This window comes from Candidatus Epulonipiscium viviparus (assembly GCF_000171335.1).
Lineage (GTDB): Bacteria > Bacillota > Clostridia > Lachnospirales > Cellulosilyticaceae > Epulonipiscioides > Epulonipiscioides viviparus.
In genome coordinates this window covers 1-15,800 of record NZ_ABEQ01000077.3, presented here as the reverse complement: position 1 = coordinate 15,800, position 15,800 = coordinate 1, and the positions used below count along the sequence as shown (strand labels likewise).

The 15,800-nt window shown below is 34.1% G+C and carries 14 protein-coding genes; 3 read left to right on the top strand and 11 right to left on the bottom strand.

The window, feature by feature from the left end:
• Nucleotides 1-202 precede the first annotated feature (202 nt).
• Both dusB and lgt read right to left on the bottom strand, forming a co-directional pair.
• Nucleotides 203-1,150, bottom strand: coding sequence for a tRNA dihydrouridine synthase DusB (gene dusB, locus EPU_RS10150; protein WP_010169052.1), 948 nt, complete (start codon nucleotides 1,148-1,150; stop codon nucleotides 203-205).
• Nucleotide 1,151: 1 nt separating this feature from the next.
• On the bottom strand, nucleotides 1,152-2,015 hold the full coding sequence (gene lgt / locus EPU_RS10145; RefSeq protein WP_010169050.1) for a prolipoprotein diacylglyceryl transferase: 864 nt from the start codon (nucleotides 2,013-2,015) through the stop codon (nucleotides 1,152-1,154).
• 339 nt (nucleotides 2,016-2,354) lie between these two features.
• On the opposite strand from lgt, the gene ychF reads away from it, so the two are divergent.
• The 3 genes from ychF to EPU_RS10130 all read left to right on the top strand — a co-directional run bounded on the left by ychF (nucleotide 2,355) and on the right by EPU_RS10130 (nucleotide 5,523).
• Nucleotides 2,355-3,443, top strand: coding sequence for a redox-regulated ATPase YchF (gene ychF / locus EPU_RS10140; RefSeq protein WP_029488357.1), 1,089 nt, complete (start codon nucleotides 2,355-2,357; stop codon nucleotides 3,441-3,443).
• 15 nt (nucleotides 3,444-3,458) lie between these two features.
• The gene (locus tag EPU_RS10135; protein ID WP_029488356.1) at nucleotides 3,459-4,244 is read left to right on the top strand and encodes an MBL fold metallo-hydrolase; all 786 of its coding nucleotides are present in this window, start codon (nucleotides 3,459-3,461) and stop codon (nucleotides 4,242-4,244) included.
• A 136-nt stretch (nucleotides 4,245-4,380) separates the two neighbouring features.
• Nucleotides 4,381-5,523, top strand: a complete 1,143-nt coding sequence (locus EPU_RS10130; protein ID WP_156778435.1) for a hypothetical protein — start codon at nucleotides 4,381-4,383, stop codon at nucleotides 5,521-5,523.
• 201 nt (nucleotides 5,524-5,724) lie between these two features.
• On the opposite strand, the gene bioB is transcribed toward EPU_RS10130, so the two are convergent.
• The 9 genes from bioB to topA form a co-directional block, all read right to left on the bottom strand.
• Complete coding sequence (bioB, locus tag EPU_RS10125; protein ID WP_010169043.1) at nucleotides 5,725-6,675, bottom strand: biotin synthase BioB; 951 nt, start codon at nucleotides 6,673-6,675, stop codon at nucleotides 5,725-5,727.
• A 67-nt stretch (nucleotides 6,676-6,742) separates the two neighbouring features.
• Entirely contained in the window at nucleotides 6,743-7,156 is a 414-nt protein-coding gene (locus EPU_RS10120) for a prepilin peptidase (protein ID WP_010169041.1), read from the bottom strand.
• Nucleotides 7,157-7,205: 49 nt separating this feature from the next.
• Complete coding sequence (locus EPU_RS10115; protein ID WP_010169039.1) at nucleotides 7,206-8,147, bottom strand: 3'-5' exoribonuclease YhaM family protein; 942 nt, start codon at nucleotides 8,145-8,147, stop codon at nucleotides 7,206-7,208.
• 34 nt (nucleotides 8,148-8,181) lie between these two features.
• Entirely contained in the window at nucleotides 8,182-8,742 is a 561-nt protein-coding gene (gene pgsA / locus EPU_RS10110; RefSeq protein ID WP_010169037.1) for a CDP-diacylglycerol--glycerol-3-phosphate 3-phosphatidyltransferase, read from the bottom strand.
• Nucleotides 8,726-10,066: a 30S ribosomal protein S12 methylthiotransferase RimO gene (gene rimO, locus EPU_RS10105; RefSeq protein WP_010169035.1), complete on the bottom strand. Its 1,341-nt coding sequence runs from the start codon at nucleotides 10,064-10,066 to the stop codon at nucleotides 8,726-8,728. Before rimO ends, pgsA begins: the two co-directional genes overlap by 17 nt.
• Nucleotides 10,067-10,087: 21 nt before the next feature.
• Complete coding sequence (locus EPU_RS10100) at nucleotides 10,088-10,936, bottom strand: bifunctional 5,10-methylenetetrahydrofolate dehydrogenase/5,10-methenyltetrahydrofolate cyclohydrolase (protein ID WP_010169032.1); 849 nt, start codon at nucleotides 10,934-10,936, stop codon at nucleotides 10,088-10,090.
• Nucleotides 10,937-12,601, bottom strand: a complete 1,665-nt coding sequence (locus EPU_RS10095) for a formate--tetrahydrofolate ligase (protein WP_029488355.1) — start codon at nucleotides 12,599-12,601, stop codon at nucleotides 10,937-10,939.
• 3 nt (nucleotides 12,602-12,604) lie between these two features.
• A complete protein-coding gene (mnmH, locus tag EPU_RS10090) occupies nucleotides 12,605-13,732 on the bottom strand; it encodes a tRNA 2-selenouridine(34) synthase MnmH (RefSeq protein ID WP_010169028.1) in 1,128 nt (375 codons plus the stop codon).
• Nucleotides 13,701-15,773, bottom strand: coding sequence for a type I DNA topoisomerase (topA, locus tag EPU_RS10085; RefSeq protein ID WP_029488353.1), 2,073 nt, complete (start codon nucleotides 15,771-15,773; stop codon nucleotides 13,701-13,703). The genes mnmH and topA overlap by 32 nt, the downstream gene beginning before the upstream one ends.
• Nucleotides 15,774-15,800: the final 27 nt, after the last annotated feature.

Below are 15,800 nucleotides of genomic sequence, written 5' to 3'. Positions count from 1 at the left end.
TATGATTCATAAGTTACCTCCTAGATATTTGTATCTAATATTATACATAAATTGTAATGTTTGTCAATGAAGAATAGCAAAATACCTATGCATAGGATTATTTGAGATATTTATTTGTGATTTTTATCTAATTAGAGAATTTAATATCATTTTTGAAGGTTTCAGTTTTTTAGCATAAAAAAAGAGTAGACCGAAATCTACTTTATAAAAGTTTATTTAATTCATATTTAATATCATCTAATGAAGTTGCCTTGTTTAAGTCGCTTCTAAGTTTGGCGGCTTGTGGAAATCCTTTTATATAACACGATAAATGTGCTCTCATTTCACGAATGCCAATATACTCGCCTTTGAAAGCAATTAAACTTTGGGTGTGCTTCAAAATGATTTCTATTTTTTCTGGTAAGGTGGGATCTGGAAGAAGCTCTCCGGTATTGAGATAGTGTAGCGTGCGCTGAAAGATCCAAGGGTTTCCGAGGGCCGCTCTGCCAATCATGATAGCATCGCAATTGGTGTAGTCTAGCATGGCTTTTGCATCCTCGGGAGATTTGATATCACCATTGCCTATGAGCGGAATGGCTATTTTGGATTTGACCTTTTTTATAATGTCCCAGTCGGCAACTCCAGAATAAAACTGATCTCTGGTGCGACCATGCAACGTGATGGCAGACGCACCTGCAGCTTCGATTGCTTGTGCAACTTCTATTGCGTTAACTTCTGTGTAACCCTTTCGAATTTTAACGGTCACTGGCTTTGGCGACGCTTTGGCAACAGCACTGACTATTGTATAAACCAACTTAGGGTTAGCAAGGAGAGCAGAGCCTTCGCCATTTTTTGTAATTTTGGGTGCAGGACAGCCCATGTTGAGATCTATAAAATCTACAGAACTCTCAGATACTTGCTGTGCCATAGCAGATAAGATACTGGGATCGCTGCCAAACAACTGTGCCGCTACCGGATGCTCAGTATCAGCAACTTGTAATAATACGCAAGTTTTATCATTTTCGTAGAGTAGAGCTTTTGCACTCACCATTTCTGTATATACAAGTCCGGCTCCAAACTCTTTGCAAATATTTCGATAAGGTAAGTCAGTAAATCCAGCCATTGGCGCCAGAGCGATGTTATTGGGTATTTCGATTGTTCCGATTTTCATATCACAGACTAAAGATCCTTTTGCTAGCTTTTTTTCGAACAACTAAGCAGCCTAGAATGCCGACTATAATAGAAAATAGTGCAACAAGTTGAGAGATCGGTATTCCGATGCCAGGTATTACGAGTTGGTCTGTGCGAAGGCCTTCGATCCAAAAGCGACCGATTCCATATCCTATTATATACCAAAAGAAAATTTCGCCGTGTGCTTTTTTTCGTTTATAGTAGATTAGCAATATAATTAATAAAACGATGTTCCAGGTAGATTCATAAAAGAATGTTGGATGGACCTGGATGTATGTTAGGCCCTGATCGATTACTAAATTATCTAAAATAGTAGGTGTAAGAGAATGCGCGGCGTCGCTTTTTAGAATGCGCATTGCAAAATATCCATCGGTATAATCACCAAAAGCTTCTTTATTAACAAAGTTGCCATAGCGACCGATGGCCTGACCTAACAAAAGGCCTGGAGCCCATATATCTCCGAATTGTAGCAAATTGATGCGCTTAATTCTGGTGTAGACAATGGCAACGATGATAGATGCAATGATGGCGCCGTATATGGCGATGCCACCCTGGCGTAAATTAAAAATTTGACCGATGTTGTTACTATAGTAGTCCCATTTGAATGCTACATAATAGATTCTGGCACCAATGATAGCAAAAATAATATCAATCATAATGAAATCATAAACGGAATCAGGAGAAATTTTTTCAACTTTGGCTAATTGCGCACATAGCAGCGTTCCTAGAATAATCCCTGTTGTTATTATGATTCCATACCAATAGATTGGCAGTCCAAAAATGGAAAAAGCTACCGAATCAATATTGAACGAAAGTCCTATGTTTGGAAAATATATATTTGGCATATTTTGCTCCTTAAAAATGGTATGAAATTTTTAGTTTTTGTACAAACTGTTATAGAGTAAAAATATTTTATTTGAGGTGATTTATGGCAAATCAAACTTGTAGACACTATAGAGTAGCACAAAAACAGCATGAAGTATATGAACCAGAACAAGAAATTAAAAAAGCTATTTGTAATCCCTATTCGGTCTTATTGATCATACCATGTATTTTATCATTAATGCTAGGCTTTTGTCTAGGGAAAATAAAGTAAACTTTGGCGAGGATGCTCGCCTTTTTTGTTGCAAGTTGAAAAAAAGTCTTGTATAATAGGAAAATATTTGAGAAAGGAATGAAGAAATATGAATTTAGGGATTGTGGGGCTTCCGAAYGTCGGAAAGAGTACATTATTTAATGCGTTAACAAAAATGGAAGCTGATGCTGCGAATTATCCGTTTTGTACAATAGAACCAAATACCGGAAGAGTGAATGTGCCGGATAGCAGATTAGATGTATTAAGYGAAATGTATAAAAGCGAGAAAGTTATACCAGCAGTATGTGAGTTTGTAGATATAGCGGGGTTGATAAAAGGCGCTAGTAAAGGGGAGGGCTTGGGCAATCAATTTTTGTCGCATATAAGAGAAGTTGATGCGATTGTTCAAGTGGTGCGTTGCTTTGAAGATGAAAATATTATTCATGTGGACAAAACTATCGACCCTGTAAGAGATATAGAAACGATAAATTTAGAATTGATATTGTCGGATATGGAAGTGCTAGATCGTCGTATTGCAAAGACCAAAAAAGTTGCCAAAGCAGATAAGGCGGCACAAAAGGAAGTTGTATTTCTTGAAAAACTATACGCGCATTTAGAAGAAGGTCAGCCTGCAAAAAGTATGGAGACAGAAGATGATGACGAGGCAGCATTGTTAAAAAATCTGGGGCTTATCAGTCAAAAGCCTACCTTATATGCAGCAAATGTTGCAGAAGCAGATCTTGTGACAGAAAATGAGTATGTAAAGCAATTACGTGATTTTGCAAAGACTGAAGGATCGGAAGTGTTTGTGGTTTCGGCTCAAATTGAACAAGAATTATCAGAACTTGATGCCGAAGAAAAAGCAATCTTTTTGGAGGATCTGGGMATTACAGATACTGGGTTTGCCAAGTTAATCAATGCTAGTTATAAATTACTAGGATTAATAAGTTATTTAACAGCAGGACCAAAAGAAGTTCGTGCATGGACAATTACAAAAGGAACCAAAGCTCCGGGAGCAGCTGGAAAAATTCATTCAGATTTTGAAAGAGGATTTATACGAGCAGAAGTGGTCAACTTTGATGATCTGGTAGCGTGTGGTTCATATAATGGAGCAAAAGAGAAAGGATTAGTAAACGTTGAAGGGAAAGAGTATGTCGTTAAAGATGGCGATATAATTTTGTTTAGATTTAATGTTTAGAATGTAGAAATGGATATGAAATTATGTATTTTAGCAAGTGGAAGTAAAGGTAATTGCACATATATAAAGGCGGGGAAAGCTCGTATTTTGGTAGATATTGGTATTAGCGTAACTCAAGTAATAGCAAAACTTAAGCAAATTGGTGTTGATCCAGTAGATATTACTGCAATCTTTATTACGCACGAGCATGATGATCATATCAAGGGTGTTGGATTTTTTTCACGAAAGTTTGGCACTCCCATATATGCGACTCAAAAAACTTGGGATGTAATCCTAGCCAAAGAGCTAATGGGCAAAGTAACAAATATAAAAATTATAGACGTGGCAGTTCCTGTTCTCATAGCTAATGTTTTGCGAATTAAGGCCTTTAGCATTTCGCATGATACAGTGGATCCTGTAGGGTATGTATTTAATACAACAACAAAGAAAATAGGATATTTAACAGACTGCGGAACTATTGATCAAAATATTGTATCAGAATTATCTGATTGTAATGGAATTGTTTTAGAGTTCAATCACGAGCTAAACTTATTGGAAGTTGGAAAATATCCGTATTTTCTAAAGAAGCGCATTGCAAGTAACATAGGGCATCTTTCTAACGATGATGCCGCCAAACTATTATTAGATGTGTATCACAAAAATTTAAAATGGGCTATCTTGGCTCATATTAGTGAGGAAAATAATGTACCAGAATTAGCATACCTCAGCGCTAAAAATATATTAAAAGGTAATAATAAAAATTCTGATATTCAACTATATATAGCGCAACAAAAAAAACCTTCGGCCATATTAACTATTTGATATGGCTTTTTTATTTCTATTAAGAATATACAAAAATTTGTCGACATAATATTTAGTATAGGTAGAAATAATTTTGGAAAGGAATAAGTTCATGAAAATAAAAAAAACATGTATGATATTAATCAGTAGTTTGGCCATGTCGACTAATTTTATTTATGCTTATGTGGATGCATCGTTGCCTTCGACCGAGCATATGGCAACATTTCCACTGGTTAAGGAAATGCACTATCAAGTTACTAATGTAATGGATTCGCTGCAAGTGTATGAATATAACTCTGCTGGAAATATTGTACGCAAAAGTTTTTATACGGGACCGGATGGACCAGCATTTCCAGAAGATCCCAAACCGAAAAAAGGTGAACCTATTATTGTAGCTCCAACAGAATATTTATCAAATGGCTTGATTGATTACCGAAGAAAAGACAAAGTTCAAAACTATACAGAGCAAGCTAGAACAATATATGACTATCAATATAATACAAATGGACTGTCAATAATAGAAACAAATTATAGTCTAAATTCAATGAATAATCTTGATGCAGTGGAAACGAAAACATATCAATATGATACAAATGGAAAGCTGTTAAAGTATGAATTGTATGTACAAAATAGTTTGATTAACTCTAAAATTTATGAATATGACATACTTAAAACGACAACATATGTGTACGACAGCTTGAATGCGGCACCAGAAGCAGTGGTATCAGATTACAATCCAAAAGGAAATGTGGTAAAAGAAACTTTTACGACAGCAGATCAAACGGTCGTTCGTATTACTAAGTATGATGAATATGACAATATTACCCAAATTAGTGATTATTTAGATAGCGAAAAGGGACCTCTTATCAACCGTTCTACCTATGAGTATGATTCACGTGGTGATCAAATCAAAATTAATCGTACATCTGTAGATCAACCTACTTCATTTGAGATATTTGAATATGATGATAATCACAATTTAATCAGACATAATTTTTATATAAATAATCAATTAGATAAGTATTATCTATATTCTTACGATATATACGGAAATAAAATTACAGAGAGATATTATATGAATGGAGTTTTACAGCATGTAATCACTAATGCCTATGATTCTGCGCAAAATATAGTTAGGCATGAGCAATTTTTTAGCCCAGGGAATCTGAAAAATTTCTTTAGTTTATATACATACGAAGATACAGGAAATGTTCTTTACAAATATGATTTTAGAGATAACGGAGTGCAGACAGGATATACTCTTTATAACTATGCATATGGTTCAACTGCTCTAAACTAGAAGGTTACTGGCAAATCGTCCAAGCCTTATATAGATATGCCAGCAATAGTGAGAGGTGGGCTGAAATATAACAGATTGCCAAGTGGTCTTCAAGCCTAATTTGAGAGTTTYTTTATATGTTTGATAACTGATTCTAAGTGAAGCATCAAAGCTTTGCTTAGTTTTTTTGTTTGCTTAATAACATTAATAATGTTCTGCTGTTTAAAAATGAAATCCCATTTCTTTGATCTTCTGAATGTCTTCTTCCATTGATATTCCAGCTGTTGTTAGCATATCTCCAGTAATTGTGGCATTTGCTCCGCAGCGAAAAAGTGAGTAACCACTATCACTCATAAGCCCTCTGCCACCTGCAAGTCTTAAATATGCTGTTGGTAATATAAATCTAAAAAGAGCCACCGTTTTTCGAAAATCTTCTTCAGTGATTTTATCCAGTGTTTCATAAGGTGTTCCTTTGACAGGGTTTAACATATTGATCGGAACACTTTGAACATTCAGCTCTCTAAGAGAAAACGCTAAGTCTATTCTATCTTCAAAAGTTTCGCCAATTCCAATAATAGCCCCACTGCAAATATACATTCCTACAGATTTTGCTTCATTGATTGACGCGATTTTATCTTCAAAACTATGCGTACTACACATATTCGGAAAATTTCTTTGGGAAGTTTCAAGATTATTATGCATTCTAGTAAGACCTGCGTGATATAATTTTTCGTACTGTGCCCTTTTTAAAAGACCAAATGAGCCACATAGCTTAATAGGAACATCTCGCATGTTTTCAGCTATATCACAAATTGTATCAATTTCGGCATCAGTTACGTTTTTTCCAGATGTAACCATGGAATAACGCATAACTCCTTGTTTCGCATTTCGAATTGCTTCCTTTTTAATGATATCGCTAGATAACAAAGGATATTCTGTACACACCGTCTTATAATGTACAGATTGAGCACAATATTTGCAATCTTCACTGCATCTACCGCTTTTTGCATTTATAATTGTACAAATATCAAATTGGCTGCCGCAAAAATGTTCTCTAATCTCATTTGCAAATTTGCAAAGTAAGTTTAAATCTTCATCAACTAATTGAATAGCCTCATTTTTTGACAGCTGATATCCATTCAATATCTCTTTTTTTAAATTATATAAGTTCATATTTATCTCACTTTCTTATGATAGGTATCGATTTTTTTGCAAGAATTGCTGATACAAAGCAAGTTATTTATCTCATAAACATGGCTACCACAATTCCAATTGCAAGATAAGGTCCAAATGCAAATTCCCTTTCTGGATTTCCGGCAATTGATTTTACTGCATACCAAAATAATGCAATATAACAAGCTGTAGAAAAGGCTATCATAATTTTTGATGAACCCAAATACAGCCCAGCACCTGTCATCAACTTTAGATCTCCTCCACCCATTGCTTGTTCTTTTGTGAAAACTATGATCAAAAATAGAATACTCGGAATTATCAACATTCCTACAATGTGTTCAACAATATTATTAGCATTCATTGCTGTATTTATAATTCCCAAACACATTATTGCTGCAGTAAATTTGGGTGGAATTATTTTCGTTGCAGCATCAGATATAGATATGCATATTAAATATACGCACATTAAAACTTCTAACATATAAATCTCCTAAACTCWTTTKCTAATATGGACYAAAAAGCCCCCACTTCTATAAGTGAGGGGAGTAACCAGTATTTCTAATATTACGATTTAAAATTTTATTAAATCCTGTGTATTTTGCATCTTTAGCTGCGGTCAAAATTTCTTCAAACATCTTTAGCCTAGAATCTGTATAATCTGCAAGATGAACAATCATTGCTTCGATTGATTTTGGAACTTCTGGAGATCCATATTGCTGCTCTCCATGATGAGATATTAAGATGTGCAATATAAAATTAGCGACATCAGGATTGAATCCATCTAGCTTTGAAATTTCTAAGGCTACTCGATTGGTGCCTAATACAATATGACCTAGCAATTGCCCTGCATCTGTGTATTCATTTTCTGGAAATCCAGAGAGTTCGTCTATTTTGCCAATATCATGAAGAAGACAGCCGGTAATTACTAAATCTTTATTTGCATGTTCATACAAATTGCTAAGGAATACTCCAATTTGAGTCATCGTGATAGAATGTTCTAGTAATCCGCTCAAATATGCATGATGAATTGTTTTTGCTGCAGGCTTGGTGAAGAATTTTTTATGAGTCTGTTCGTCTAAAAATATTGTTTCTAATAATCTTTTCATGTCAGCATCTTGAACAATATCAATATATTTATAGAGCTCTTCTTCTAATTTTGCAATATCCTTATTAGTATGTGGAATCAGCGCTGCGAGATCATATTCGCCTTCTTTAGCAGGTCTGATTTTAAATATGTTTAGTTGAGGCTGATCTAAAAAAAGTGTAACCTCTCCTTCTACATAAACAACCTGTTCACTTTGGTATGGTTCAATTGCTGTATGAAATGCCCATACTTTGGCATCAATTATACCGCTCTCATCTTGTAATTTAAGAGAATGGTAGTCTTTACCATTTTTATTTTTAAGAATTTGCTTATTTTTGGTTATAAAATAACCTTTCACATGTGTTTGTGGAACAAAATCTGAAATCATATCTCCCTCCTTTGCCACATTAAAGTAGCAAAACTTATTTTTCGTTAAATACTTCCTTATTATCCACCAAATATTTTACGCCAGAAACAATGGTAAGAACCAATGAACAATAAGCTAATATCGTCGCAGTTGTACTCATAAAATCGTTTGTATACGGACATAAATAAAATATAATCATGATCATTTGTACAACAGTTTTAATTTTTCCGAGCATATTGGCACTGACAATGATATTTTGCCCAGCTGCTATTAGTCGAACCCCAGAAACCATAAATTCTCTTAATAAAATCAGCACGACTATCCAAGCGGGTAAGACGCCATTGGGGACAGATTTCCCCATATCAATAAGAGCAATCATAGCAGTACAGACCAGCATCTTGTCTGCAAGTGGATCCATAAATTTTCCTAAATTTGTAACTAAATTTAATTTTCGGGCCAAATATCCATCAAGAAAATCAGTAAAGCTAGCTATAATAAATATAATTAAAGAAATCCATAAAGTGGTGATAAAGTTAAAAAAGGGAATCCATATTACTGTCATAAATACAAATACTAAAATAATTCTAAGTGTTGTAAGCTTATTCGCAATATTCATAGACTACTTCTCCAATCAAATCATACTCATCAGCTTGAGTAATTTTCACAGAAATAAAATCTCCACACATCAAATCGCCTTCATATTCTACAAAAACTTTTGAATCTACCACAGGTGCATCGCCATAAGTTCTGCCAATATAAACATCCTCCTTTTCTAGTTTTCCTTCTATTAAAACTCTAAAAATTTTGCCAACTTTTGTAGCACAAATTTGTTTAGAAATTTCTTGCTGGATTTTCATAATTGTGTTTTTACGCGATTCTTTGATATGCTCATCAATTTGATTTGCAAGTTTAGCAGCAGGGGTGCCTTCTTCTTGAGAATACGTAAAAACTCCAAGACGATCCAGTTTAGTTTCTTTTACAAAGTCAATTAAATTATTGAAATCTTCTTCTGTTTCTCCAGGAAATCCGACTATCAAAGTAGATCGAATCATTATATTCGGGATATTATCACGTAATTTTTGGATCAATTGTTTTAAAAATGCGTTGCTACTTTTTCTGTTCATTCGTTTTAAAATCTGATCCGAAGAGTGTTGAATAGGAATATCCAAATATTTACAAACTTTGGAATTTACCTTAATTTCCTCGATCAATTCATCTGTAATATTTTCGGGATAACAATACAATATTCTAATCCATTCGATACCATCTATATCAGAAAGTTCTTGCAGTAAATTTGTGAGCGTATATCCTTTATCGATTCCATACATTGTAGTATTTTGTGCTACCAAAATAATTTCACTTACTCCATCTTCTGCTAGTTGCATAACCTCTTCAACAATCTTTTCTTTTGGACGGCTTCTATATTGACCACGAAGAGATGGGATTATACAATAGGTACAATGACTGTTGCATCCTTCGGCAATTTTTATATATGCGAAATAACCTCCAGTGGTTAATACTCTTGGCATATTCTCCAAATGTGGTCGATTGACATCTTCGAAGTGTTGCTTTACTTCATTTTGGTCTAGTACATTTCTTGCGATGTGAACAATTTTATCATAAGAAGTAGTGCCGACCACAGCATCCACTTCTGGCATCTCTTCTAACAATTCGGTTTTATACCTTTCTGCCATACATCCTGTTACAATTAATGCCTTGCAATTTCCTGTTTTTTTATATTGTGCAACTTCTAATATACTATCAATACTTTCCTGTTTTGCATCATCTATAAAACAGCAAGTATTAACGATAATAACGTCAGCTTTATCCTCTTCGCTTATTAATACAAAACCTCCTTCGTTTAAAAGGCCTAACATATGTTCGCTATCTACTAAATTTTTATCACATCCCAGTGATAAAAATGTAACTGTATTTGCCACCTAACAACTTCCTTTCCATATTTAAACATGTAATTGTGCAGCTCGTACACAATTTTTAAGCAACATAGCAATGGTCATAGGTCCAACCCCACCAGGTACTGGAGTAATATACTCTGCAATACCCAAGCAAGAATCGAAATCAACATCCCCGCATAATTTACCATTTTCGTCATGGGTTATTCCTACATCTATTACGACAGCTTTAGGTTTAATCATTGCTCCAGTAATAAATTTTGCTTTGCCTACAGCTGAAATCAGTATATCGGCTGTTTTTATTTCATTCGCTAAGTTAACAGTTTTTGAATGGCAGATACAAACTGTCGCATCTTCGTTTAAAAGCATTAATGCTAAAGGTTTTCCTACAATATTACTGCGTCCTATAATAACACATTTTTTGCCGGCTATTTCAATATTTTCATGTTTTAAAAGCGCCATAATTCCCAATGGAGTACAACTTTCAAAGGAAGAACCGCCTGCAATGAGACCAGCTAAATTCTCTTTTGAAAAGCCATCAACATCTTTAGAAGGAGATATAGCAGCTATAATAGTCGATTGATCCATATGTTTAGGAAGTGGTAATTGAACCAATATTCCATCCACAGAATGAGAATCATTTAATACCTCAATTAATTCTAGTACATTATTTGTTGTGCTACTTTCATCTAATGTGTAGATTTGAGATTTTATTCCAACATAATCGCAGGCTTTTTGCTTGTTCTTGATATATATTTGGGCCGACGAATTTGTTTGAACAGTAATAACAGATAACCCTACAGTTTCAGGAGCCATTGCTTCAACAGCATCTTTAACTTCTTGTTTGATAATAGAAGCGATTTTTGTACCATCTATTTTTTTAGTTTCTATATTCATTTAAAATAACCCCGTTACTACACCATTTTTATCAATATCGATTTTTTCAGCAGATGGAATTTTTGGTAATCCAGGCATTGTCATTACGTTACCTGTAAGTGCAACAACAAATCCTGCTCCTGCAGATAAACGAATCTCTTTTACTGTAGTTATAAATTCTGTTGGCGCTCCCAAAGATTTTGCATTATCTGAAAAGGAATACTGATTTTTTGCTATACACACTGGTAAATGGGAAAAGCCTAATTCCTCAATCTTCGCAATCTCTTTTTTGGCAGAAGAATCTATTTTGACTGCTGATGCCCCATATATGTTCGTTGCTATTTTGGTGATTTTATCGATAATAGATGTTGAATCATCATATAAAAATCTAAAATCTGCTGGTTCGTTTTCTAATACATCAACAACTGCGTTGGCAAGATCCAACCCGCCTTCTCCACCAAGTTCCCATACTTTAGAAACGCAAAATTTAGCATTTTGAGTTTTACAAATTTCCTCTACTGCGTCTATTTCTGCGGCAGTATCAGTTACAAATGCATTCAATGTTACAATCACAGGAACTCCAAATTGTTTAAGGTTGTGAATATGACGCTTTAGGTTTTCGCTACCCTTGTGAAGAGCATTTAAATTTTCTGTGGTTAAATCTTTTTTGACTCCGCCATTATATTTTAGTGCTCTAATKGTAGTTACTAATACAACGGCATCAGGGGCAATATTTGCTTGACGACATTTAATRTCCATAAATTTTTCGGCACCTAAATCTGCYCCAAATCCAGCTTCTGTTACAGTTATATCACAAAGCTTCATTGCTAAAGTTGTGGCTCTTATGCTATTGCATCCATGTGCAATATTTGCAAAAGGTCCGCCATGCATTAAAACTGGAGTATTTTCCAARGTTTGAACAAGATTAGGATTTATTGCATCTTTGAGAAGAGTTGCCATTGCTCCTTGGGCCTTTAAATTTTTTGCATAAATTGGCTTTTTATCGTAGGTGTATCCTATCATTATATTGCCAAGTTTRGTTTTCAAATCTTCCAAATCATTTGCTAAGCATAAAATAGCCATCACTTCAGAAGCAACGGTGATCATAAATCCGTCTTGCCTAATGACTCCGTTTGCCTGYGAATTTAGACCYACTATTATTTCACGTAAAACCCTATCGTTTAAATCAACACAYCTCTTAAAAGTGATGGTTGCAGGATCGATTCCTAGCTCATTGCCTTGGTGAATATGATTATCAATCATGGCACATAACAGGTTATTACATGCTCCTACTGCGTGTATGTCACCGGTAAAATGTAGATTTATATCTTCCATAGGTACGACCTGAGAGTATCCACCACCTGCAGCTCCACCTTTAATTCCAAAACAAGGTCCAAGTGATGGTTCTCTCAAAGCGATTATAGCATTTTTGCCTAATTTACTCAGTGCTTGACCTAACCCGACTGTAATTGTAGTTTTGCCTTCCCCAGCTGGAGTTGGATTTGTGGCTGTTACTAAAATAAGTTTGCCATTTTGATTATCTTTTACTTTATTATAGATACTGTTTGCAATTTTTGCTTTATACTTTCCATATTGTTCAATATCTTCTGCTGCAATACCGATTTTTGCTGCGATATCTGTAATAGGTAGCATAGTTGCTGCTTGTGCGATATCTAAATCACTCATTGTTTATAACTCTCCTTTTAAAAAATTTCGTACTTCATTAGTGTTTCCCATAAAGATAATTTTTTTAGAAGTATTTTTCAGTTGATACTTATACATAGGATCATAATAATCTATTAATAGCATCTTGATCCAATCTTTATGCATATCAGTTTGACCAAATATTAATTGTTTGCTAAAAGCAGCATTAAAGCTGTTGATTAGATTCTGAGTTGCAAGACCTCCGAGTCGTTTTTTTAATCTGTCGATACTGCTCATAATATATTTAGCCCATTCGTATAATCCTATATCTGGATCTAAGGCATCGCAATATTCTTTTTGTGCTTCTATAACATATTCTGAATGTGTTATATTCACTCTAGTTTCTATATCTTCTTGTAATATAATTAATTTACCATTAGCAAAATGTGCTGCAAGATCAGGTGGGATAAAGTTAGCTCCAATGTGTCGACCTTCATCTTCAAGTAACATATATTTATAATTTTTATATTTGTTTTGTATCATAGCATATGCCAAATTATTTTCGAAATTGATTTGAGATGGCTGAGGGTCAATATGTCTACCAAATGATGACCCTCGATGATTGGCTAGTTTTTCTAAATCGACAGTTGCTGAAAACTCTGCTAGCAATTTAGTTTTGCCGGTTCCTGTGTATCCACCCAAAATCATAATATGTTGTGGAGCATACTGTGGTTGCAGATTCTCCATCAGATAATGTCGAAAAGCTTTATAACCACCTTCTAATCGTTCTATCTGACGACCTAGTCGTTTTTCGATCCATGACTGTGCAATTTTGGAGCGTTGCCCTCCACGAAAACAATATATAATYGCAGTAGGATTGTTGTTTATAAAATCAACCCATTTACAAATTCGGGTTTCTCGTAATTGTCCAGAAACTAACTCATGACCTAATTCTACTGCACTATCATTACCATGTTGTTTGTATTCTATACCTATTACATGACGTTCTAAATTATCCATAATAGGTATATTAACAGCATTTAAAAATGCACCTTTGTTAAATTCGACTTCTGCTCTAACATCAATTAATGGTGTATTATTTATAACTATATTTTTAAAATTCTTTGTCGTTTGCATATTTTCACTCTTTTTTCGTTTTGTTTTCCTTGCCATAATTACAAGTCTCGTTGACACATACAATTTTTTTATTCTTACCCTTTTCAACCAAAATATCACCACAAATAGGACAGAGCTCTCCAGTAGGTCTTTGCCAAGATATAAAAGAGCATTTATCATCTGCATTATTCTCGCAACCATAATAAATTCTACCTTTTTTACTTTTTTTCAAAATCACTTCTCCGCCACATAAAGGACACTTAACTCCGATAGGCTCAAACCAGGGTTTTGAAAATGTGCATTCTGGAAAATTAGGGCAACCAAAAAATTTGCCATATTTACTATACCGTACTACCAAATTTGTGCCACATTTTTCGCAAGGAATATTAGTTACTTCGGTAACGTCGATATTTTTAATTTCTTCTTCGGCTTTTTTTACTGTTTTATCAAAATTAGGATAAAATGCTTTGATGATTTCCTTCCATTCAATATTTCCCATGGCAATTTCATCGAGTATTCTTTCAAGTTGAGCGGTAAATTCAACATCTACTATTTCGTCAAAATAATTGAGCATTATATTATTAACAATTTCTCCAAGATCAGTAGGATACAATACTTTTTGCTCTTTTGTGATATACCCTCTTGCTAGCAGAGTGGTGATTGTAGGAGCATAAGTGCTTGGTCTACCAACTCCGTTTTCTTCTAATGTTTTAACTAATGATGCTTCTTGATATCTTGCTTTGGGTTTAGTGAAATGTTGATTTTTATCAATTTTAATAAGAGTCAACTCTTCACCTTCTACAACAGTAATTTCTTTAGAACTTTTTTCTTCATCTGCTTCTTTATATATCTTCAAAAATCCATCAAATTTTTCTTTTTGGTAGCTGGCTCCAAAAGTATATTTTCCATTTTGAATTTTAATAGAATGCGTTATAAATGATGCTTCTTTCATTTGACTCGCTAAAAATCTATTATAAATCAAATTATATAACCTATATTGGTCACGAGATAAATATTCTTTTAGGCTTGCGGGATTTTTTTCTAAATACGTTGGTCTAATCGCTTCGTGAGCATCTTGGATATTTTTAGATTTCTTATTGTTTTTTTCATTTTGTTTTAGATAGTTTTCTCCAAAAGTATTGATAATATATTCTTTTGCTGCAAGAGAAGCAGATTCCGAAATTCTAGTAGAATCGGTACGAATATAAGATACTATACCYACTTGTTCTTTCTCGATTTTAATTCCTTCATATAGTTGCTGAGCGATATTCATAGTTTTTTGAGTTGAATATCCTAATTGCTTTGCTGCTTCTTGTTGCATAGTACTTGTTGTAAATGGAAGTGGCGAATTTTTAATTTTTTCTCCATTTTTACACTTTAAAACTATAAAGTTATTATGTGCACATTCATCTATAACTTTTTGAGTATCAATTTCATTTTTAAGTTCAAATTTTTTGTTATTAATTTTTTCTAATGTAGCTTCAAAGCCCTTTGTTTTACTCATTTTAAACAAAGCTTTTACAGACCAATATTCTTGTTCTATAAATTCTGTAATTTCTTTTTCTCGATCGCAAATCAGTCGTAAAGTAACCGATTGTACTCGTCCTGCRCTAAGCCCTTTGCGAATTTTTTTCCACAATATAGGGCTAATTTTATAACCTACCAATCTATCTAAAATTCGTCTTGCTTGCTGAGCGTCTACCAAATCTAAATTTATATCTCGAGGGTGTTTAAGAGCATCTTTTACAGCAACTTCTGTAATTTCATTAAAAGTTATTCTTTTAACAATCTTACCCTCCAATCGCAATGCAAAATATAAATGCCAAGCAATAGCTTCACCCTCTCTATCTGGGTCTGTGGCCAAATAGATGCATTTTGCATTCTTTGCTTCTTTTCTAAGTTTTTGTATAAGTTCGCCTTTCCCTCTGATTGTAATATATTTAGGTTCATAATCATTGTCAACATCTATTCCTAACTGACTTTTAGGTAAATCTCTAACATGTCCTATAGATGCTTCAACCTTATATGACTTTCCTAAAAATTTGCTAATGGTAGCAACCTTTGCAGCAGATTCCACAATTACTAAATTATTAGCCACAATGAACAACTCCTCCATAAAGCATTA

Bases quoted from the DNA above. Each gene is read 5' to 3' on its own strand.
- EPU_RS10135 (WP_029488356.1), top strand. From the start codon at position 3,459: ATGAAATTATGTATTTTAGCAAGTGGAAGTAAAGGTAATTGCACATAT.
- EPU_RS10100 (WP_010169032.1), bottom strand. From the start codon at position 10,936: ATGAATATAGAAACTAAAAAAATAGATGGTACAAAAATCGCTTCTATT.
- lgt (WP_010169050.1), bottom strand. From the start codon at position 2,015: ATGCCAAATATATATTTTCCAAACATAGGACTTTCGTTCAATATTGAT.
- EPU_RS10120 (WP_010169041.1), bottom strand. From the start codon at position 7,156: ATGTTAGAAGTTTTAATGTGCGTATATTTAATATGCATATCTATATCT.
- EPU_RS10115 (WP_010169039.1), bottom strand. From the start codon at position 8,147: ATGATTTCAGATTTTGTTCCACAAACACATGTGAAAGGTTATTTTATA.
- EPU_RS10130 (WP_156778435.1), top strand. From the start codon at position 4,381: ATGTCGACTAATTTTATTTATGCTTATGTGGATGCATCGTTGCCTTCG.
- pgsA (WP_010169037.1), bottom strand. From the start codon at position 8,742: ATGAATATTGCGAATAAGCTTACAACACTTAGAATTATTTTAGTATTT.
- dusB (WP_010169052.1), bottom strand. From the start codon at position 1,150: ATGAAAATCGGAACAATCGAAATACCCAATAACATCGCTCTGGCGCCA.
- bioB (WP_010169043.1), bottom strand. From the start codon at position 6,675: ATGAACTTATATAATTTAAAAAAAGAGATATTGAATGGATATCAGCTG.